This is a genomic window from Ruegeria sp. ABF4_144 (assembly GCF_056160045.1).
This window is the reverse complement of sequence record NZ_JBSWWK010000001.1, coordinates 1113201-1134936: the sequence shown is the minus strand read 5'-3', so window position 1 is coordinate 1134936 and position 21736 is coordinate 1113201. Positions and strand designations below refer to the sequence as shown.

At 58.0% G+C, this 21736-nt stretch carries 18 protein-coding genes; 5 read left to right on the top strand and 13 right to left on the bottom strand.

Features of this window, described 5'->3' with window-relative positions; genetic code table 11:
* From ACXAGD_RS05865 to ACXAGD_RS05835, 7 genes are all read right to left on the bottom strand, one after another.
* Complete coding sequence (locus ACXAGD_RS05865) at window positions 1-783, bottom strand: DUF2189 domain-containing protein (RefSeq protein ID WP_475209033.1); 783 nt, start codon at window positions 781-783, stop codon at window positions 1-3.
* A gap of 30 nt (window positions 784-813) precedes the next feature.
* Window positions 814-2208: an amidase gene (locus ACXAGD_RS05860; RefSeq protein WP_475209032.1), complete on the bottom strand. Its 1395-nt coding sequence runs from the start codon at window positions 2206-2208 to the stop codon at window positions 814-816.
* 96 nt (window positions 2209-2304) lie between these two features.
* The gene (locus ACXAGD_RS05855; protein ID WP_475209031.1) at window positions 2305-2988 is read right to left on the bottom strand and encodes a M50 family metallopeptidase; all 684 of its coding nucleotides are present in this window, start codon (window positions 2986-2988) and stop codon (window positions 2305-2307) included.
* A gap of 24 nt (window positions 2989-3012) precedes the next feature.
* Entirely contained in the window at window positions 3013-4140 is a 1128-nt protein-coding gene (gene prfB, locus ACXAGD_RS05850) for a peptide chain release factor 2 (RefSeq protein WP_475209030.1), read from the bottom strand.
* 90 nt (window positions 4141-4230) lie between these two features.
* A complete protein-coding gene (locus tag ACXAGD_RS05845; protein WP_475209029.1) occupies window positions 4231-6717 on the bottom strand; it encodes a penicillin-binding protein 1A in 2487 nt (828 codons plus the stop codon).
* A gap of 95 nt (window positions 6718-6812) precedes the next feature.
* Window positions 6813-8033, bottom strand: a complete 1221-nt coding sequence (locus ACXAGD_RS05840; protein WP_475209028.1) for an N-acetylmuramoyl-L-alanine amidase — start codon at window positions 8031-8033, stop codon at window positions 6813-6815.
* A 66-nt stretch (window positions 8034-8099) separates the two neighbouring features.
* Complete coding sequence (locus ACXAGD_RS05835) at window positions 8100-9263, bottom strand: pyridoxal phosphate-dependent aminotransferase (protein WP_475209027.1); 1164 nt, start codon at window positions 9261-9263, stop codon at window positions 8100-8102.
* Here ACXAGD_RS05835 and ACXAGD_RS05830 point away from each other — a divergent pair.
* Together ACXAGD_RS05830 and ACXAGD_RS05825 are read left to right on the top strand one after the other, a co-directional pair.
* Window positions 9262-10644, top strand: coding sequence for a M48 family metalloprotease (locus tag ACXAGD_RS05830; RefSeq protein WP_475209026.1), 1383 nt, complete (start codon window positions 9262-9264; stop codon window positions 10642-10644). The genes ACXAGD_RS05835 and ACXAGD_RS05830 overlap by 2 nt on opposite strands.
* Window positions 10641-11399 carry a DsbA family protein gene (locus tag ACXAGD_RS05825; protein WP_475209025.1) on the top strand — a complete coding sequence of 253 codons (759 nt, stop codon included), beginning with the start codon at window positions 10641-10643 and terminating at the stop codon, window positions 11397-11399. Before ACXAGD_RS05830 ends, ACXAGD_RS05825 begins: the two co-directional genes overlap by 4 nt.
* Before the next feature lie 33 nt (window positions 11400-11432).
* Here ACXAGD_RS05825 and ACXAGD_RS05820 read toward each other — a convergent pair whose 3' ends face one another.
* Window positions 11433-12203, bottom strand: a complete 771-nt coding sequence (locus tag ACXAGD_RS05820) for a hypothetical protein (protein ID WP_475209024.1) — start codon at window positions 12201-12203, stop codon at window positions 11433-11435.
* A 316-nt stretch (window positions 12204-12519) separates the two neighbouring features.
* Here ACXAGD_RS05820 and ACXAGD_RS05815 point away from each other — a divergent pair, with 316 nt between their 5' ends.
* Window positions 12520-13419, top strand: coding sequence for an FkbM family methyltransferase (locus tag ACXAGD_RS05815; protein ID WP_475209023.1), 900 nt, complete (start codon window positions 12520-12522; stop codon window positions 13417-13419).
* A gap of 98 nt (window positions 13420-13517) precedes the next feature.
* On the opposite strand, the gene ispG is transcribed toward ACXAGD_RS05815, so the two are convergent.
* The 3 genes from ispG to hemA form a co-directional block, all read right to left on the bottom strand.
* A complete protein-coding gene (gene ispG, locus ACXAGD_RS05810) occupies window positions 13518-14639 on the bottom strand; it encodes a flavodoxin-dependent (E)-4-hydroxy-3-methylbut-2-enyl-diphosphate synthase (protein WP_475209022.1) in 1122 nt (373 codons plus the stop codon).
* Between the two features lie 70 nt (window positions 14640-14709).
* Window positions 14710-15918 carry a helix-turn-helix domain-containing protein gene (locus tag ACXAGD_RS05805; RefSeq protein ID WP_475209021.1) on the bottom strand — a complete coding sequence of 403 codons (1209 nt, stop codon included), beginning with the start codon at window positions 15916-15918 and terminating at the stop codon, window positions 14710-14712.
* A 128-nt stretch (window positions 15919-16046) separates the two neighbouring features.
* Window positions 16047-17270, bottom strand: a complete 1224-nt coding sequence (gene hemA, locus ACXAGD_RS05800; protein WP_475209020.1) for a 5-aminolevulinate synthase — start codon at window positions 17268-17270, stop codon at window positions 16047-16049.
* A gap of 321 nt (window positions 17271-17591) precedes the next feature.
* Here hemA and ACXAGD_RS05795 point away from each other — a divergent pair, with 321 nt between their 5' ends.
* A complete protein-coding gene (locus tag ACXAGD_RS05795) occupies window positions 17592-18980 on the top strand; it encodes a M20/M25/M40 family metallo-hydrolase (RefSeq protein ID WP_475209019.1) in 1389 nt (462 codons plus the stop codon).
* A 133-nt stretch (window positions 18981-19113) separates the two neighbouring features.
* On the opposite strand, the gene lpdA is transcribed toward ACXAGD_RS05795, so the two are convergent.
* Window positions 19114-20508 (bottom strand): dihydrolipoyl dehydrogenase, encoded by a 1395-nt coding sequence (gene lpdA / locus ACXAGD_RS05790; RefSeq protein ID WP_475209018.1) that lies wholly within the window; start codon window positions 20506-20508, stop codon window positions 19114-19116.
* Between the two features lie 215 nt (window positions 20509-20723).
* Between lpdA and ACXAGD_RS05785 the strand changes: the two genes are divergently transcribed.
* Complete coding sequence (locus ACXAGD_RS05785; protein ID WP_475209016.1) at window positions 20724-21158, top strand: hypothetical protein; 435 nt, start codon at window positions 20724-20726, stop codon at window positions 21156-21158.
* Here ACXAGD_RS05785 and ACXAGD_RS05780 read toward each other — a convergent pair.
* A complete protein-coding gene (locus ACXAGD_RS05780; RefSeq protein WP_475209015.1) occupies window positions 21155-21733 on the bottom strand; it encodes a DUF924 family protein in 579 nt (192 codons plus the stop codon). The genes ACXAGD_RS05785 and ACXAGD_RS05780 overlap by 4 nt on opposite strands.
* Window positions 21734-21736 lie beyond the last annotated feature (3 nt).

Genomic DNA, 21736 nt, shown 5'->3' with positions numbered 1-21736 from the left:
TCATCCCGCGGTCTGGTTGGGTACTTGCGTTATCAAGCGATACAGGTGCCAACTTGCGTGTCCCAACAGCGGTAATACGATCAGCAAGCCCAGAAACCATGGGATCATCGCCACAAAAGTGATGATCGCGATGAACCCGCCCCAAACCAGCATCACTCCGAAATGGTCGCGCACATAGGCAAAGCTGGCGATCATGGCCGTTACAAAGTCCAACTCCCGATCCAGCAGCATCGGAATCGACAGCACGGTTATCATATACAAGATCGTCGCAAACGCTGCGCCCACAGCGCTCCCCACGGCCAGCATCATTAACCCGTTGGCCGTAAAATATACCTCCAACGAGGTTGAGACATTGGTCATCGTCGACAGCCCCATGAACAGGGCAAAGATCATGTGACCCAGGAAGAACCAGAACAGAAACATCACTACGATGATCGCGCAGATCGAAGGCAACTGGCGTCGACCCTGCTGAATTACAACGCCGAAGATCGCACCGAAATCCAAAGGCTCGCCCTGCTCAAGCCGGTGCGATACTTCATACATCCCGACGGCAGCGAACGGGCCTAGCAGAGGAAACCCGATGGCCGCCAACACCAACCAATACGAGGTTCCGGTGCGCACCGTCACCCAGGCAATCGCCCATCCGGCCAGCACATAGAACGCGGCGAACATCAAGCCAAAGACCGGCGCGCGCCGGAAGTCGACCCAGGCCCTGCGCAGCGCTTCACGCAGCATGCCTATGTTCACCGGCCCCAAATCCGGAACACCGAAAGGTTTCTCCATATTGTCTCTCCTCCCTTGCCGGCCCGTTCCTTAGGCCGGTCGTTTTTGTGGCCAACGGGTGGCGGCGTGATAGGCTGCACCGATGGACAGGATACGGGCATCCGCTCCCCTTGGGCCAAAGATCTGCATTCCCATCGGCAATCCTTCTCCTCCGAAGCCGACCGGAACTGACAAGCACGGCAGGCCGATCAGGCTGACCGGCACCATCACTTCCATCCACCGATGGTAGGTGTCCATCTGCGTTCCCGCGATGTCCTTTGGATACGGTGTTTCAACCTCGAACGGCCAGACCTGCGCTGAGGGCAGGATCAGCGCGTCGTAGTCTTGAAACAACGCAGCCGCGCAGCGGAACCATTCTGACCGCATGACGCTGGCCTCATGGACCTGCATGGCCGTCAAGGCCAGCCCCTGATCCAGTTCCCATTGTGCGGTGTCTTTCAACTCTGTCCGTTGTTCCATCAGTTCAGCAAAACCGGCGGCAACGCTCCACGCGCGTAAAGTTACCCAGCTGTTCCAAATCCGATCAGCCGCAAAGGGCGGCGCGACAGGGATGACCTCTGCCCCGAGTTGGGCCAGCACATCCAACGCGTCCCGGCACAATTCGCGAATGCCATCCTGAAACGGGTAAGCCCCGCCCCAATCATCCAGCCAACCGATCCGCAGGCCTTGCATATCTACCGCCTGAACGGGCGACACCGCTGGACTGAGATCCTCATAAGGGTGCCGCGCATCCGGCCCCGAGATCACATCCAGCAACAGACCCAGGTCCTCGGGACTGCGCGCCATGGGCCCAAGTGTTGAGAGTTGATGCAAGAACCCGTCGCCAACCGGCTCCGGTGGCACCCTCCCCCAGCTGGGCCGAAACCCGTAGACATTATTCCATGCGGCAGGGTTTCGCAGACTGCCCATCATGTCGGACCCGTCCGCCAAAGCGACCATCCCGGTGGCCAGCGCCACAGCAGCACCGCCCGACGACCCGCCACTGGTCCGCGACGCGTCGTAGGGGTTGCCTGTCGCCCCATAGACCGGGTTGAAGGTATGAGAGCCCAGCCCGAATTCCGGCACATTGGTCTTTCCGATCAGGATCGCCCCCGCTGCACGCATTCGCGCAGCAATCAGATCATCCTTCTGTGGCACATGATCCCGAAATATCGGCGAACCTTGCGAGGACACGATCCCCGCAACATTGACCAGATCCTTGACTGCAATCGGCAGCCCATGCAGCGGCCCCCGGTTCGGCCCGGCCTCCAGCGCCCGCGCCTCGGCCAGCAAGTCATCCGCATCACGCAAGGCAACGATAGCATTCGCCGATCCGTTGACAGCGGCAATTCGGTCCAAAGTTGCCTGCATTACGTCAACCGCCGACAATCGCCCAGCGGCGATCCCGTTCAATAGGTCGATTGCAGTTGTCTGGCTTAGATCCATCCCTGGCTCGCCCCTCCTTGAGGGTCAGCCTAGCCGGGGGTCTTCTCTATTTAAACCCACAGTTTGAATACATCTTTTAGGACGGACCACTGGCGATCAGCGGGACTGTTGACCAAATCGCAAGTTGCTGTCGCTCCCAAGGAAATACCTCAAGCACAGAAGGATCGACATGAGGCTGAGGATGAGCCAAGCACCGCCCCACAGCATAGTGGTACCGCCGAATTCCTCGGCCAACATAAAGGCGTCCGAACGTATGCCCGAGCGACGGATCGTATCGTCAAAAATATCATAGGGGACGTAGATCATGCTGGTCAGTCCGATGATCCGCAGAAACAGATCGCAAAGCGGTCGGCTGAGGTACCACGCCATTGCGAGCATCCCGGCACCGACGACGCAGCAGAACAGCACCGCAAATGGCTCGCGGACGTAAAGCAGAGTCACCAACAGCATGACCGCGCCAAAGCCGCCCAGCACGGCCCGATCCCAATTCGTGCGCAACGCAATGAACAACAACCCCATGCCAAGGGCCAATGATCCCAGGTAGCCCGCCGACAGAGTCAGAAAGCGATTACCTCCTCGGGCGGTTACAAGCCCGCCTTGTCGCGGAGAGATGCTGAAGCTTTCCACCGAACCGCCGGTAACGACAACCACGATGGCATGCGAAAGCTCGTGCAGGAAAACGACAAGAATCTTCAGCGGAATCACGACTGGCGTATGCCAGAGCGTAAAGACCAACGTAACAATCACGATCAGTTGCCAGTGGCCTTTGATCATGCTCATCACGTGTATCCCGTAGGTTCGCGCTTAGCCTTCGCCCTGCGCCTCGGAGCGGCTTTTGCCCGCCACGTTCAACGCAAGCGTTGCCGCCATGAACCCGTCCAGATCACCGTCCAGCACCCCTTTGGTGTCCGAGGTCTCGTGGTTTGTCCGCAGGTCTTTGACCATCTGATAAGGTTGCAAAACGTAGGATCGGATCTGGTTGCCCCAACCCGCATCACCTTTGGCCTCATGCGCCGCGTTGATATCGGCGTTCCGGCGGTCCAGCTCTTGCTGGTACAGACGCGATTTCAGGGCTTTCATCGCGATATCACGGTTCTGGTGCTGTGACTTTTCGGAACTGGTCACCACAATCCCGGTCGGGATGTGCGTGATCCGCACCGCCGAGTCTGTGGTGTTCACGTGCTGACCACCCGCACCGGACGACCGGTAGGTGTCGATCCGAATATCCGATGGGTTCACCTCAATCTCGATATTGTCATCCACCACCGGATAGACCCAGACTGAACTGAACGAAGTGTGCCGCTTGGCCGCCGAGTCATAGGGAGAAATCCGCACAAGACGGTGCACACCGCTTTCGGACTTCAGCCAGCCATAAGCGTTGTGGCCGGAAATCTTGTAGGCGGCGGATTTGATTCCAGCCTCTTCGCCCGCGGTCTCGGACTGCAGTTCGACCGTATAGCCTTTTTTCTCGGCCCAACGGACATACATCCGCGCCAACATCGAGGCCCAGTCGCAGCTTTCAGTGCCGCCCGCGCCCGAGTTAATCTCGAGGAATGTGTCATTGCCGTCGGCCTCACCATCCAGCAGCGCCTCAAGCTCTTTCTTGGCGGCCTTGGCACCCAGCTTCTTGATGGCCTCTTCCGCGTCGGTGACGACCTCTTCATCCTCTTCCATCTCACCCAGTTCGATCAGCTCGATATTGTCGCTCAGATCGGTCTTGATGGATTCATAGGTCTCGATGGCATCGACCAACATCTGCCGTTCGCGCATCAATTTCTGCGCGGTATCGGGGTTGTCCCATAGGTTGGGGTCCTCAACCCGCGCGTTGAACTCCTCGAGGCGATGGGGGGCGGTTTCATAGTCCATGCGCTGTGCCAGCAGCTCCAGCGACTTTTCGATTTCCGCCACGGTATTCTGGGTTTCGGCGCGCATGGTCTTGTCCCAACTTTCTCAATCAGGTGTGCGTGATAGCAAGAGGTTCAGGCCACCACAAGACAGCGGCGGCCCGAAACATTTCTGATGTCAGTAAAGGCCGCCGGTTGACAGATCACCCTGACTCGCATTGGGGCCAACGGTAACGGTGTTGCCCGTCGATGTGGTGACCTGACGGCCCGAGCTGGCTTCCTCGAACAGCGGCAAGTCCGATCCCATGGCAAAACCACCGTCATAAACGCGGTCGATGAATCCATCGACGCCATCGCGGAAATACTCGGCGACAACGTAATCACCGGTCGCATCCGCAGGCAGACGCGCGCCGCTGAAACGGTCGATCTTGATGAAATGGCCACCCTCGGGCACTTCGAACGGACCGCCACCGTATTTCTCGACAGCTGTTTCCATAAAGCTCTGGAACACAGGGCCGCACATGGTGCCACCATAAGCCCCTCGGCCCATCGGGCGTGGCCGGTCATAACCGATATAGCAGCCAGCCACGATGTTCGAGGTGAAGCCGATGAACCACGCGTCTTTGGACTCGTTTGTTGTACCGGTCTTGCCCGCGGTCGGCACCGGCAGTTTGACATGCGCCGAAGCGGTGCCACGATCCACGACGCCCTTCATCATCGAGGTCAACTGATACGCCGTGATCGCATCCATGACCTGAGAGCGATTAGTCTCGATGGTCGGCGATTCATCCGGTTCCAGCCAAGACGAGTTGCAATCCAGACACTGGCGGTCGTCATGGCGATAGATCGTTTTGCCGAACCGGTCCTGGATACGGTCAACCAGAGTGGGTTCAACCCGCTCGCCGCCATTGGCGAACATCGCGTAGGCAGCGACCATCTTGTAGAGCGTCGTTTCCTCGGACCCCAGCGAGTTCGCAAGGAACGCGCCCATCCGGTCGTAAACGCCAAAGCGTTCGGCGTAGCCCGCCACAACCGGCATCGTGACCTCTTGCGCCAGACGAATAGTCATCAGGTTCCGCGACTGTTCAATACCGGTGCGCAACGGCGTTGGGCCATAAAATTTGTTCGACGAGTTCTTGGGTCGCCACAGACCCTGCGGCGTGTTCACCTCAATCGGGGCGTCCACAACGATAGTGGCCGGGCTATAGCCGCTGTCCAGCGCAGCGGCATAGACAAAGGGCTTGAAGCTCGATCCGGGCTGGCGTTGCGCCTGCGTGGCGCGGTTGAACACCGAGTCCTGATACGAGAACCCGCCCTGCATCGCCAGAACACGGCCCGAGTTCACGTCCATCGCGACGAAACCGCCCTGCACTTCGGGCACCTGGCGGGCGGACCACTGGCCCTCTTCCCCGGCCATAACCAGAATGACGTCGCCACGATTGAAGTTGGCCGCGAAATCGCCCTGCATCCATTTGATGTCCGAGCGTGGAACAACGCCATCCGCAGGGCCGTTTTCAATGCCCACCGTCAGAGATTGCTCAGCTACGTTCAGAACCACCGCCGGGTACCATTGCGTCGGCAGCACCACATCGCGGGGGATCTCCATGATCGCCAGCGCCTCGCGCCACTGGGTTTCATCGGCCAGTTTTTCCTCGGGAATCACCTCACCCGTGCCGCGCCATTTACCACGCGACCGATCGTATTTCTGCAAAGCTGTGCGCAGGGCTTTGGCGGCCTCGACCTGCATTTCCTCATCGACCGAGGCGCGGACGGTGAAACCGCCAGTAAAGAACTCACCCTCACCGAAATCCTCGCTCAGTTGGCGGCGGATTTCATCGGTGAAGTAATCACGCGGTGGTAGCGCGGTGCGGAAGCTTTCAAAGTCGCCGTTCTGCACAGACCGCAGCGGCATATCGACTTCGACCTCATAGGTCGCCTGATCAATGTAACCGTTTTGCTGCATCTCGCGCAGCACATAGTTGCGGCGGTTCAGTAGGCGTTCTTTTTGCCGAACCGGATGATAATCCGACGGTGCCTTGGGCATCGCGGCCAGAGTCGCGGCCTCATGCGGTTCCAGTTCCTGCAGCGTCTTGTTGAAATAGGTCTGCGCTGCGGCAGTCACACCATAGGAGTTTTGGCCCAGAAAGATCTCGTTCATATACAGCTCGAGGATCTGTTCCTTGTCCAGCGTATCCTCAAGCCGCGTGGCGAGGATGATCTCTTTGATCTTGCGTTCCGCTCGGCGGTCGCCGGATAGCAGGAAGTTCTTCATCACCTGCTGCGTAATCGTGGACGCACCACGGACGTTTTCACCCTTGGATTTAACCGCCTCGACCCCGGCGGCAATGATACCGCGCGGGTCATAGCCCTGATGGGTGTAGAAGTTCTTATCTTCCGCCGAGATAAAAGCCTGCTTCACCAGATCGGGAATTTCCTCGGACGGCGTAAACAGGCGACGTTCCTGCGCGAATTCGTCGATCAACTGGCCTTCGCCCGAGTAAATCCGACTGATTGTCGGCGGCTTGTACTGCGCCAGCGACTCATGGCTGGGCAGGTCGCGGCCATACATCCAGAAGATCGCGCCAACAACCAGCGCGGCCATGAAAATACCCAAGGTGACGAGGCTGAAAATCGCCCCGAAAACGGAAAGAATGAAACGGATCACGTTGCTGCCTTTTACTCGCGCTGCCGTCTATATAAGGATGCACCGGCGCAGGGTCAAAACACGATGGCCAATATTAGCCGGTTTGTGCCGCAGGGTCACTGGCCAATCAGGGACCTTTTGACCAGATCATCCTGCCGCCATTGTTCCAACCCGTTCAGGATGCCAAGCGCCATGCCCTTGCGCCATTCGGGATTTTGTATGTTTTTCAGGTCTCTGGGGCTGGAAAGAAATCCAAGCTCGATCAGCACAGATGGAATATCTGCAGCCTTAAGAACCGAAAAAGAAGCCGAACGGATCGGGCGGCTGTTCATGGGCCCGCCCTGTTGTGCCATTCCATCTGCCAGCGACAGCGCCAACGCATTCGTGCGCGGTTTTGTTTCTTGCCGTGCGATGTCCAGCAATATGTCTGTCACCTGATCGTCTGCGCCGTTCAGGTCAACACCCGAAATCAAGTCGCTTCGATCATGACGCTCGGCCAGCTTTTGGCTCGCCACGTCCGAGGCTTCCTCGGACAATGTATACACTGCCGCCCCATGCGCACGCCCTTCCAACAGGATATCCGCGTGCAGAGATATAAACACATCCGCGCCCGCCCGATGGGCCAGCGCAATACGACGTTCAAGGCTGACAAAATGGTCGTCCACACGCGTTAATACCACGTGGTAATCTTCTGCCCGCAATAACATTTCCCGCAGTTCGCGCGCGAAGGTCAGCATCAGAGTTTTCTCATTCGTACCGCCAGCCTCGGCCCCCGGATCAATGCCGCCATGGCCGGGGTCCAGCATCACCACCAATGGGCGCGTGCCATCGCGGCCGGGTTTGGCCGGTGTCACGGCAGGTTCCGGCAAATCCCAACCCGGTTGGCGCGGCGCACCGGCACCGGCGGTGAAACTGTCGAAATCGGTGCCACGCAGGTTCAATGACAAATGCGCAGCACCGGTGACCTGATCCACCCGCAGGTCAGCGGTATCGACGGCCAGAGGTGCGCCGAGTTCCAGCACCATGCGGGACCAGCCCGGAACATAAGCCCCGAACTGCACGCCGCTGATCCGGTCGGTCTGCAGGAAGGTCTCTGTTTCCAACCCGGTCCAGTCGACCTCCTGAAAGTCCAGCACCATGCGGTAGGGATCGCGCAGGGTGAACACCCGGTACGGCACCCCCTGACTGAGGCCAAGTTCAACCCGTACGCCCGCGCGGCCGTCATCGGTGATGCGGCTATCCTCCGGCAGAACGCGGGCAAGCGCGTTGAAGTCCTGCGCAAACGCAGCACCGGTCAGCGCCCAGATCAGCGCGATGGCGTAGAAAATCCTGCTCATGGTCTCAAGTTTTCCCGAGATCGTTTGACCGCAAGCCTATCCGACCCGCGCGGTTTTGTGAACGCCCTAGGCCTGCTCGGTGATCGCACCGCGCTCGGCCATGAAACGGCGCAGCCGCAGCAGGCCTTCCTCGATATCCACCGAAGACCGCGCGTATGAGAATCGCAGCGTGTGGTGCCCACGCGCCGGGTCGAAATCCAGCCCCGGCGTGACAGCAACCCCGGCCTTGTCCAGAATCTCGGCAGCAAACGCGCGGCTGTCGTCGGTCAGATCGGACACATCCGCATAAACGTAAAAGGCCCCATCGGGCGGCGCGATATTTGTGAACCCTGCCTTGGGCAACCCCTCTAGCATCAGCGCGCGGTTGCGGCGGTAGACGGCCAGATTGGCCTGCAATTCATCCTCGCAATCCATCGCCGCCAGCGCGGCCACCTGACTGGCATGGGGCGCGCAGATGAACATGTTCTGCGCGATGCGCTCGACCACCCGCACCTGATCTTCTGGGACGACCATCCAACCCACGCGCCAGCCGGTCATTGAGAAATACTTGGAGAATGAGTTGATCACATAGCACTCATCCGTAAGTTCCAGCGCGGTGACGGCCTTAGCCTCATATTCCAGACCGTGGTAGATCTCGTCGCTGATGAACGACGCCCCCTGCCCGTGCGCAGCCTCAATCAGCGCGCCCATCGCCGCGTGGTCCAGCATGGTGCCGGTGGGGTTGGCGGGAGACGCCACCATCAGCCCCTGCAGGTCCAGTCCGGCGAAATCCGCAGGCACCGGCTGCAATCGGTTTTCCAGCGCGGTGGGTAGATCGACCGGCACCAGACCCAGCGCCTTGAGAATCTGCCGGTACGATGGATAACCAGGCGCGCCGATACCAACGCGGTCCCCGCTGTCGAACAGCGCCGTGAAGGTCAGCAGAAACCCTCCGGACGAGCCTGGAGTGATCACAACGCGTTCCGGGTTCAGATCGACATTATACCATTCACCATACAGCCGTGCGATCCGTTGCCGCAGGGCGGGCAGGCCCAACGCAACCGTGTAACCCAGCGGGGCTTGTTCCATCGCCTTGGCGAGTGCGGCGGTTGCCCCTTTGGGCGCACCGGTTCCAGGCTGTCCGACCTCCATATGGATGATGTGACGCCCGGCCTCTTCGGCCTTACGTGCGGCCTCCATCACGTCCATCACGATGAAGGGATCGACCCCGGATCGGGTTGAGTTTCTCATGCCCATCTCCCATGTTGCAGCCATGGCTTTTGAACGCTTATCCAGGGTGGCGTCAATCCCGGCCCTGTTGTTGGTTGCAGCGACATGGATGGCAAGCGCTGTGCCTTCGACCGCGCAAAGCCTGATCCGGGACCCCGATATCGAACACGGGCTGCGAGAACTGGCCTTTCCCGTCTTGCGAGCCGCAGGGCTGAACACCAATCGGGTCCGGATACTGGTGGTCAATGACAGCACGTTCAACGCCTTCGTGATCGACTATGGCGCGATCTACGTGAATTACGGATTGATTCTGACGGTCGAGAGCCCCGAGATGCTGCAGGCCGTCATCGCCCACGAAGCCGCGCATATCGCCAATGGCCATCTGGCTCGCAGGGTCGAAAACCTGCGTACAGCAAATCGAAATGCAGGACTGGGCACCGCGCTCGCCCTGATCGCGGCAGCCGCTGGCGGTGGCGAGGCTGCAGCAGGCATCGCAGCAGGCACACAAAGCGCTGCTATACGCAGCTTTCTGGGGCACACACGGGCCGAAGAATCTTCGGCCGACCGAAGCGCTGCAAGCTATCTCAGATGGGCCGGCATCTCGCCCAGCGGCATGGTGGCCCTACATCGGAAATTCGCGGGCCAGGAGCTGTTGAGCACCGTCAATCAAGACCCCTATATGCGGTCGCACCCCACCAGCCGGGAACGCCTGCGCGCCGCCGAGGCGTTTATGGAGCAATTCGCGGACAAGGCGCAGCCCAACCCGAATGCTGACTATTGGTTTGCGCGCGTCAAAGGCAAACTATCGGCCTTTTTGCGCTCACCGGGTTGGACCCTGCGACGTGCAAAGGAAGAAAGCGCAGAGGATATCCGACTGATGCGCGAGGCCGCCGCACATCACCAAAACCGCGATCTGGCCCAAGCACGCGCCGCGATTGACGCGGCGTTGGCTATTCGCCCGGATGATCCATTCTATTACGATCTCAAAGGCCAAATTCTGTTGGAAAACAGACAAGTGCAGGAGGCTGTTGCAGCCTATGGCCAAGCAGTTGAAATGGCCCCAAACGATGCCTTGATCCTAGCCGGTTATGGCCGGGCCATGTTGGCGCAAGGCGAGACAAAGAACGCCCTGCAAGTGCTTGAAAAAGCAAGATTGAGAGACTACCGGAACGCCCGCCTTATGCAAGACCTTGGGGTCGCTTATGCGAAGGTCGGCAACAACGGCATGGCCTCGGCCGTGACCGCAGAAAGATATGCTTTGCAAGGCCGGTTAGCCGATGCGGGCATCCACGCAAAACGCGCAATCAGACAACTGCCCGAAGGATCACCGGGTTGGCAACGGGCACAGGATGTGCTGATTGCCTCGGAACGCGCAAACAAAGCAAAAAGGAAACGGAAATGATCCTCAGACATGCAGCGCCCGCCCTTCTGGGGCTTTCCCTGATCACCGGCCCGGCACAGGCGCTGGACCTGAATGCGCTCAGCGATGCCGAAAAGGCCGAGTTTGGTAAACAGGTACGCGAATACCTGCTGGAAAACCCCGAAGTGATCATCGAGGCGATCGACATCCTTGAACAACGCAACGCCGTTGCCGAAGCGGCCGCTGACAAGGAACTGGTGCAGGCCAATGCAGATGAACTGTTTAACGACGGTTACAGCTGGGTTGGTGGCAACCCGGACGGCGATATCACCCTGGTCGAGTTCATGGATTACCGTTGTGGTTACTGCCGCCGGGCCGTCCCCGAAGTCGCCAGCCTGCTGGCCGAAGACGGCAATATTCGCCTCGTAATCAAAGAGCTTCCGATTCTGGGCGAAGCCTCGGTCATGTCGTCGCGCTTTGCTATTGCCACGAAACAGGTCGCCGGTGACGATGCCTATAAGCAAGTCCACGACGCACTTCTGGAATTCAGCGGAGAGCCGACCGAGGTCACCCTGCGCCGTATCTCGGATGGTCTTGGGCTGGACAGCGACGCGATCATTGCGGCGATGGGCGGCGACGAAGTCACCGAGGAAATCGCGCAAACCCGTGCTCTGGCCCAGCGGATGAAAATCTCTGGCACGCCGTCGTTTGTATTGGGCAGCGAAATGCTGCGTGGGTTCCTTCCCGCCGAACAGATGCTGCAAATCGCAAACGGCGTACGTGAAGATCAAAGCTGATGGTACGGGGCGGGTTTTCCGCCCCTTGCCTTTCTACAGTCCGGACAATTGTTCTGCCCTGAGAACATATTCGTCGTCAAATCGTCCAAAACTGTCATCCAACCACAGTCTGAAAGCCATGATTGGCGACGACCGGTCATAACTGCGGCTGGACACCAATTGCGTTCCCTTTGAAGCTTTGTTGAACTTTCTCTCAAGCACTCCGCTTTTGCCATTTGCGTCGGCTTTGGAACTGAGCGACTCGAAACGGCCGCGGAAATGCGTGTCAGGTTCGCAAGTCTCGATCGTTGTCATTTCTTCTATTCGCGAATGATCGTCGAACTGTTCAGTTTCCACAAAGCTGACGCCAGGATCGACCCAGGTCATCGACACCGTTTTTTGCCCGCCGTAAGTGTCGACCGTGTCCGGCGTCACCACCAAAAAGGGCCACAGTTCTTCGGGGCTGAGCCCGGTTTTCACTTTGCTGAAAAACGTCCGTCTTCTTGCAGGTAGGTACCGATCCAGCCACCCACCGGCGTAGACGGCGAACACCAGATACAGGAACAGGATCGACAGGACCGCGATTACATTCTGCAGTGCCGCGCCATCAGAACTGGTGCCGTATTGTTTCATCCAACACACAAACGGAAGCGAAAAGGCAACGGATTCCGTGGTGTTTCTGATACTCGGAAACACCAACGCGATTATCATCAAGACTGGCGTAAGGATCGCTACGAAGGCCAAACCGTATACCACTTGAAACGGTATGCCGAACAGAACGCGGTCGTCGTTCATTCCCAGAACAAGCCCTGCTATGAACGACATCAAAGCAATGGCGATCAGTCTGCGTCTTTCCCGATAAAGGCGGCGTTTCAAAGAAATCATAAAACACTCCAATCAACGTGAGCGTGTTTTGATCAGCGATTGAGGCGCGAGTTTGACGGATCTCGGGCCAATCCTCGGGAAAATGGATGAATTCAAGACAACCGAGCGCTCGGAAAACCCCAATTTCAGCGGGAATTGGCGCGTTTTCTGAAGGACCTGCCAACTAAGTTTCAAGTTCACAATTTTTGAGTTGAACGCTACTTTGGTCTCGGGCATTGAACGCACCAAAGTAATTGATCCAAAGCCAGAGGCACGCATGAGCAATAACAGAAAATCAGGTTTGTCCCGTGCAGCCGCCAAAGTGCGTGAGGCAGGCCGTACTATTCGCGGAAAGAACAAGTCACCGCGCAACACTGCGCCTCTTGGCAACGTAGCCGAAGTTGAAACGGTTGCTGAAGCTCCGTTTCCTGCAGCGGATCAGGGCATCATCGTCGACATCGGCATGAATGATGGCACAGACTCGTTCTACTACCGCAAACGGGGTTTTCAGGTCATCGCTGTTGAGGCCATTCCTGATCTTTGCTCTGCGGTGTCCAAGAAGTTTGACGAGCTGGGTATCGATGGCGTCGACATCAAAAACTTTGCCATCACCGACTCGGACGCGGATGAGGTCACGTTCTATGTGAACAATTTTGACACCGAATGGAGTTCGGTCGACGAAGAGATCGGAAGCCGTGCGGAAGGAGCTGAAAAGATCGTCGTGCCGGCGGTTGATGTCTCGAACCTGCTAGAGGATGTTTCGAGACAGATCCGCTATGTGAAGATTGACATCGAAGGCTTGGACAGCGTTGCCCTGGCGCAAATCATGTCGCTGCCGGATCGGCCACCCTATATTTCTGTCGAGAATGGCAGCTCGGACATGCTGCAGACACTGCACGAGAACGGGTATGACAAGTTCAAGTTCTCTAACCAGAAATACACGCATTATCAGACCATTCCGCCCTACTCGCCGCATGGCAAGGTTTCGGACCACGAGTTCCCTGATGGGGCGTCCGGACTGTTCGGAGAGGACCTTGAAGGCGAATGGCTATCCTATGACGATGCAATGAAGGTCCAGAAAGGCCTGAACCTCGCCGCGCAACACGCGCCGAACAACCTGTTTGCGGTTGTCATCGGCTGGTTTGACCTGCACGCCAAGCATTCGTCCGCCAAGTAAACACCGCCAGCCCTGCCCTTTGGGCAGGCGCTGAACCATCTGAGATTTCGCGGTCAGTTTGTTCGCGAAATCTCAGCCACGCTGCAACGGTAGAACTCTTATTCAGCAGCTTCCTGCACCGCGTCCAGCTCTGCCGCTTTTTTCTCGACCTCTTCGACAATGTGATCGATCATCTGGTCGTTGGACATCTTGTGGCTGGCCTTGCCCGCCAGATAAACCATACCCGCCCCGGCCCCACCGCCGGTAAAGCCGACATCGGTCATCAATGCCTCACCCGGACCGTTCACGACGCAGCCAATGATCGACAGACTCATCGGGGTCTTGATATGTTCCAGCCGTTGCTCCAGCGCTTCGACCGTCTTGATCACGTCGAAGCCCTGCCGCGCGCAGGAGGGGCACGAGATGATGTTGACCCCGCGATGGCGCAGGCCCAGAGACTTCAGGATTTCATAACCGACCTTGACCTCTTCGACCGGATCGGCAGACAGGCTGACACGGATCGTGTCACCAATCCCCATCCACAGCAGGTTGCCCAGCCCGATCGCCGATTTGATGGTGCCAGAGACCAGCCCGCCAGCCTCGGTAATTCCCAGATGGATGGGCGCGTCCGTGGCCTCGGCAATGCCCTGATAGGCGGCAGCCGACAGGAATACATCACTGGCCTTCACGCTGATCTTGAAGTTGTGAAAGTCGTTGTCTTCCAGAATGCGGATATGCTCCAACCCGCTTTCGACCATCGCCTCGGGGCATGGCTCGCCATACTTTTCAAGCAGGTGCTTTTCCAGAGAGCCCGCGTTCACGCCAATTCGGATCGAGCAATTGTGGTCGCGCGCAGCTTTAATCACTTCTTTTACACGCTTTTCGTCACCGATATTGCCCGGGTTGATCCGCAGACAGGCGGCCCCAGCCTCGGCGGCCTCGATCCCGCGTTTGTAGTGGAAATGGATATCGGCCACGATAGGAACCGGGCTTTCGCGCACGATCTCTTTCAGGGCTTTCGACGATGCTTCATCAGGCACCGACACCCGCACGATATCCGCGCCCGCCTCAGCCGCTGCCTGCACCTGCACTACGGTCGCTGCCACGTCGGTCGTCAACGTGTTGGTCATCGTCTGGACCGCAATCGGCGCATCGCCACCTACAGCAACGTCTCCGACCATAATCTGACGGGATTTGCGGCGATAGATATTGCGCCACGGGCGAACGTGATTGAGCGACATGGGGACGGGTCCAAGACAGCCTAAGTTGCGCTTTAAATAGTCCGCCTACAGGGGCATCGCAATGGCTAGATCACTCGGCGGTGTCTTCGGTGTCCTGTGCCTGAAACTCGGCCACCAACTGCGTGATCGCACTGTTCTGTTCCGCCGGAAGATCAGCCACCGCGTAAGTTTCGGCCACAGAGTCTTTGGACAGAACCACGCCCTTGGCCACGGTTCCCGGTGCACCGGCCGGACCGAAGTGTTCACCATTCATCGAGAAAAAGACAGACCCCGACGCACCTGCGCGCAGCAGCGGCGGCTCTTCGGTCAGAGGTACTTCGAACACACTGCCTTGTTCAACAGTGCCCAGAGTGCCCTCGAAAATCACACTGCCATCGGCGGCGGTAACTCGCATCCAAGCCGGGTTGACCGCAACGATCTTGAGCGTTGTGTCAATTTTCTCAACCACCTGTGGCAAGGCCGGGCGTTCAACTGTGTGAACCTCGGCCACTTCGACCTTTGGCAGTTCCTGCGGCTGGAAAGTGCCAACCGTGCGCGGATCAAGCGTAGAGATTGGTGCGTCGCGAGCGACCAGAACCGGAACGTCCAGAGCCTGCGGACGATACAGACGATCCAGCGCCTCGGCGCTGGGGGTATCAGCCACGGCAACTTCGGTAGCTGCAGTGCCAGCTGCATCCAGCGGATCAAGATCGGACAAAACCACCGGCGCCTGTTCAACCGGGCTGACCTGCACTTGCTGAATCTTGTTCAGCACGGACCAGCCGCCGTACCCAATACCGCAGATGACGGCGATCAGGACCAGAGACGATCCAATAGCCCGCGGTTCAATCTGACTGACAAGGGATTCCTTGCCCGGAACAAACGGTGTGTTGGGCGAGATGAAGGGATCGCGACCCATCGGCCCACGCGCGGGCAGACCGCCTGAAGGCTTGCGGACAACCGACGCCTCAGCCGACATGCCATGCGCAACCTCGAACCCGCTTTCCTTGCAGAAGGCGGCAAAGGTTTCATCCGGGTTCATCCCCAGATAACGGGCATAAGAACGTACATACCCGGCGATAAAGCCGGGTGTGTCAAATGCCTCTGGGTTGGAGTCTTCGATGGCAGCGATGTAGTTGGCTTTGATCCGCAATTCTCGCTGCACATCCAAAAGAGACTTGCCCATGGTCGCGCGTTCACCGCGCATCATGTCGCCAAGCCGTACCTCATAATCGTCATAGCCCTTCGGCCTGACGTCGGTATCACCTTCGGAATCGCGCTGAGATCTGCGCCCAATCATCCCTGCTGCCCCATTCTGCCTGCGCGTGTTTCGCGCTAACGGCGAATCGTCCCATTAACGATTCGTCCGTTGATTTTGTTAGCGTAAGCTTAACACGCGGCAAACACGATGCACACTTTAGCGTGAGGTTAACCTGCAAGTTCGGCGCGATTTAGCGCACAATGTGACCAAAGTTCGTCCATCGCTTGCACCAGACGGTTCATTTCGTCGGGTCCATGCACGGGCGACGGGGTAAAGCGCAGGCGCTCGGTTCCGCGGGGCACGGTCGGGAAGTTGATCGGCTGCACGTAAATTCCAAAGTCATCCAGCAGCCGGTCGCTGAGGATTTTGGTATGAACTGGGTTGCCAACGATCACTGGTACGATGTGGCTGCCATGATCGATCAGCGGCAGGCCCAGCCCTTTGAGCCGCAGCTTGAGGATTTTGGCCTGCGTCTGGTGCTGCTCGCGCAGTTCAGGCGAAATCTTAAGGTGAGCAACCGAGGCCGCAGCCCCTGCCGCAACCGCAGGCGGCAGCGAAGTGGTAAAGATGAAGCCCGGCGCATAAGAGCGCACAGCGTCACACATTTTCTCACTGGCCGCGATATAGCCGCCCATCACGCCGTAGGCCTTGGCGAGCGTGCCGTTTATGATGTCGATGCGATGCGCCAGACCATCACGCTCGGTCACGCCACCGCCGCGCGGGCCGTACATACCAACCGCGTGGACCTCGTCGATATAAGTTAAAGCGCCAAATTCGTCAGCCAGATCGCAGATCGCTTCGATCGGACCAAAATCGCCATCCATCGAGTAAACCGACTCGAACGCGATCAGTTTGGGCGCCTTGGGATCGTCTGCTTCCAGCAGCTCGCGCAGACGCTCAACGTCGTTGTGACGGAAAATGCGCTTAGCTCCACCATTGCGGCGCACGCCTTCAATCATCGAGGCATGGTTCAACGCGTCGGAGTAAATGATCAGACCGGGGAACAGTTTCGGCAACGTGCTCAGCGTTGCATCATTTGCGATATAGGCACTGGTGAACAGCAGCGCTGCCTCTTTGCCGTGCAAATCTGCCAGTTCGGCTTCCAGCCGCTTGTGATAAACAGTGGTGCCCGAGATGTTGCGTGTACCGCCCGAGCCTGCGCCGGCAGCGTCAACCGCCTCATGCATGGCATCCAGAACAACTGGATTTTGCCCCATGCCCAAATAGTCATTGCCGCACCACACGGTGATATTCTGTTGCGACCCGTCCGGGCGTGTCCGCACCGCATGTGGGAAATGGCCGTTCCGGCGTTCGATATCGATGAAAGTCCGGTAGCGTCCTTCATCATGCAGCCTGGCAATCGCTAAATCGAGCTGAGCAGTATAGTCCACCGGTGTCTCCTTACGTGCCCGACCAGTGCAATCACTGACCGGACGTTCTTTCTGACGCGTTAGCTGAACGAATCCAGATGTGCGCCGATGCGTTCCCTTGTGCCCATCACGTATAAACGACATTGGGATCACATATTTGATTTGCATCAAATATCTCGTCGCACCCGTTCCGACAAGTAAAGTTACGGCTATCGGACGCGAGGAAACGACGCAGGCAAATGCCAGCGACTCCGAGATTATACCACATTCCCGGCAAAGCGCACTGGACGGCGCTGTTTGCGCTGTTAGGGTTCCGGCAAATCTCAAAAGCAGGAGACACCCATGTCGCTGGACGCTGTTCTGAACCGCATCGACTCTGATCTGCAAACCTCGATCGACCGCCTGATGGAACTGCTGCGCATTCCGTCGATTTCTACTGACCCGGCCTATAACACACAGGTGGATCAGGCCGCCGACTGGTTGGTTGCCGACCTGCAAAGCATTGGCATCGATGCCGAAAAGCGCGCAACAACCGGCCACCCAATGGTCGTCGGCCATGTCGGAGAAGACAGTGACGCGCCCCATGTCCTTTTCTACGGGCACTACGACGTGCAGCCGGTCGACCCGCTTGAGCTGTGGAACCGCGACCCGTTCGACCCGGCCATCGAAGACACTGACAACGGCCCAGTCATTCGCGGTCGTGGCTCATCGGATGACAAGGGTCAGTTGATGACCTTCGTCGAAGCCTGCCGCGCGTGGAAAGCGGTGCATGGTACCCTGCCCTGTCGCATCACCTTTTTCTTCGAGGGCGAAGAGGAATCGGGCTCTCCGTCGCTCGTGCCGTTCCTGCGCGAAAACGCCGCCGAATTGAAAGCTGATCTGGCTCTGGTCTGCGATACTTCGATGGTGTCGCGCGGTGTGCCATCGATCGCCTCGCAACTGCGCGGGATGCTCAAGGATGAATTCACCATTATCGGTCCGCGGATCGACCTGCATTCGGGCCACTATGGCGGCCCCGGACTGAACCCGCTGCGCGAGTTGTCGAAAATTGTTGCTTCGTTCTATGACGACGAAACGGGGCGCGTCGCCGTCGAAGGTTTCTACGAAGGTGTCCACGAAGTGCCCACCGATCAGCTGCGCCAATGGGAAGGCTGCGGGTTCGACGAGACGGAATACCTGAGCTCGGTCGGCTACTCTCAGCCGCATGGCGAAAAAGGCTATTCGACGCTCGAGCAGCAATGGGCTCGCCCGACGCTTGAGGTCAACGGGTTGTGGGGCGGCTATAACGGCGCGGGATCGAAGACGGTGATCCCATCGCAGGCACATTGCAAGATCACCTGCCGCCTGGTCGGCGATATGGACCCGGACGCCCTGCGCGACAAAGTCCGTAAACATGTGGAAGAGCGTTTGTCGCCGGACGCCAAGGTTGAATGGGACAATGATCTGGAAGGGTCCCCTGCCTCGGTCATGAACCTCGACCGCCCGGAATTCGAAGCCGCCCGCGGCGCGCTGTCTGATGAATGGGGGCGTGAGGCCGTATTCACCGGCATGGGCGGATCGATCCCGGTTGTGGGCTATTTCAACACCGAACTCGGGTTGGACTCGATGCTGGTCGGCTTTGCCAATGACGACGACGCCATCCACTCACCGAACGAGAAATACGACGTGAAGAGCTTTCACAAAGGCATCCGGTCCTGGGCGCGCATTCTGGATGCACTGACGAAGAAGTAAGATGCGAGGCTCTGCCTCGCGCTCCAGGAAATTTTCGGCCAGATGAAGTACGGATCCCCTGCTTCATCTGGCTATTAATATCCCTGAGGGTCGCCCAAAGGGCGGCGGGGACAGAGCCCCCTGACCCACTTCATCACATGTGGATGACCTTGCCGTAAGCGTCCAGAACGCTTTCGTGCATCATTTCCGACAGTGTTGGGTGCGGGAAGACGGTGTTCATCAGGTCTTCTTCGGTGGTCTCCAGTTGACGGCCAACCACGTATCCCTGAATCAATTCGGTTACTTCGGCGCCAATCATGTGCGCGCCCAGCAATTCGCCCGTTTTGGCATCGAAAACAGTCTTGATCAGACCTTCAGGCTCACCCAAAGCGATGGCCTTACCATTGCCGATGAAGGGGAAGCGACCAACTTTGATGTCATAACCCAGCTCTTTGGCTTTCGCTTCTGAGTACCCGACCGAGGCCACCTGCGGCTGGCAATAGGTGCAGCCCGCGATGCTTTCGGGTTTTACCGGATGTGCATGTTTGCCAGCGATCAGTTCGGCCACCATTACACCTTCGTGGCTTGCTTTGTGTGCCAGCCACGGCGCGCCGGCGATGTCGCCGATAGCATAGAGGCCATCAACACCAGTACGGCAGAACTCATCGGTGACAACGTGGGTACGGTCGATTTTCACGCCCAGAGCTTCAAGGCCAAGGTTTTCCACGTTGCCCACGATCCCGACAGCCGAGATGACGGTATCGAAGTCGTGTTTTTCGACCTTGCCTTTAACCTCGATATGCGCGGTGACCTTGCCCTTGGCGCGGTCCAGCTGCTTGACCATCGCCTTTTCCATGATGGTCATACCCTGTTTGGTAAACGCCTTCTTGGCCAAACCGCTGATCTCGGCATCCTCGACCGGCAGCACGCGGTCCATGACCTCGACCACAGTCGTATCCGCGCCCAGCGTGTTGTAGAAGCTGGCAAATTCGATACCGATCGCGCCCGAGCCGATGACCAGTAGTTTCTTGGGCATCCGTGGCGGCTGCAGTGCGTGCTTATAGGTCCAGACCAGATCACCATCAGCCTCAAGACCCGGCAGTTCACGCGCCCGTGCACCAGTGGCCAGAACGATGTTCTTTGCAGTCAGCTCTTCAGTGCCTTTGTCGGTTTTGACCGAGACCTTGCCTTTGGCAGGGATCGTGGCCTCACCCATCAGTACTGCAACTTTATTTTTCTTCAGTAGATGGCCGATGCCACCCGACAGCTGCGCCGCCACACCACGCGATCGTTTGACGACTGCGTCCAGATCGTAATCGACCTTTTCCGCCTTCAGACCAAAATCCTTGGCGCGTTCCATCAGGTGGAACACTTCGGACGACCGCAGCAAAGCCTTGGTTGGAATACAGCCCCAGTTCAGGCAGATACCGCCCAAATGCTCACGTTCAACCACGGCAGTTTTCAGGCCCAGCTGTGCCGCACGGATAGCCGCCACATAGCCGCCTGGACCGGCGCCGATTACGATCAGATCAAAAGATTGTGCAGCCATGGTTTCCTCTCGGCACAGGTCGAATGAAATTTAGTTTACCATTAAACTAAATTTCGCAACGCATCAACACACCACCCCCGCGACAAAAGCGACGCAGGGTCAACGGTATAGGTTTCTGCAGTTTTCAGCCTATACCGGGCACGTCTCAATGGCTAGAACATAGGGGCCGGGCCTGCCCGCACATTCCTTAACACAAGTCATTCGAAAGGCTTACCATGGCCAAAACGCTAAAGGATCTCTTGCTTGCTCTGCTCAACGCCACCCTTATCCTGGTGGCACTCTGTTTGTTTCTGGGCTGGAAGCTGGCGTCGTCAGTCGAAAGCGTCACCACGGCCTTTGAAGAAAAGCTTGGCGTTGTTGCACCGCTTAAGGACGAAATTCGCGGCGTTCGTGGCGAGCTTGCCGCGCTGCGCACCGATCTCACCAATCTTCAAACAGACGGTGCTGTAACAGATATTGCCGAAAAAGTCCGGCTTTCCACGGCTTTGGTGACGCTGGACAATCTGGAGGCACGCATGCAGGACTCGCAAGCCCGCATCGCGGAAATCACGGAATCCCCGGATATGTTGATCAACACCGCCATAGAAAAATCGGCCGACGTGATCGCCGACCGAATTATTGCTGTTCGGGGATGTGTGCCGTCGTCTTAACCGGCGGCCTGCAGTTCCCGCACCGTGGCCCCGTAGCCGCCCATGTCGACATAGGCTGCCTCGGGCGCGGTCATCGGGCGTTCCAGCGCTTCGTTGCGATAAGGGAAACGACCGAATTTGCGGATCACCTCGCGATGGGCACGTGCGTGCAACAGATTGCTGGAACCACTGTCCGTCATGTTCTGACACATCAGACGGACACAACGTTCCTGATCACACAGATTCTCGGAATGCATCATCGGCAGGTAGAAGAACTGCCTCGCAGGTTCGTCGATCTTGAGGTCCCACCCTTTGTCGACCGCACATTTGGCGGCTGACAAAGCCGCCCGATCCGAGGAGAACGCCTTTGCGCTGCCACGGAACATGTTTCGCGGGAACTGGTCCATCAGGATGATGTACGCTAGCGCCCCGCTTGGATAAGTCAGCCAAAGAGAAAACTTGCCTTCATTCGCGGCTTCCCAGGTGGTCAAAAACCGTTCGCGAATTTTAGCGTCCAAGGCGTCATCTTGAAGATACCACCCCTCGGGACTGACTTCATCCAACCAAAAACTCAATACGTCTTCAGGCCCTACCATTGC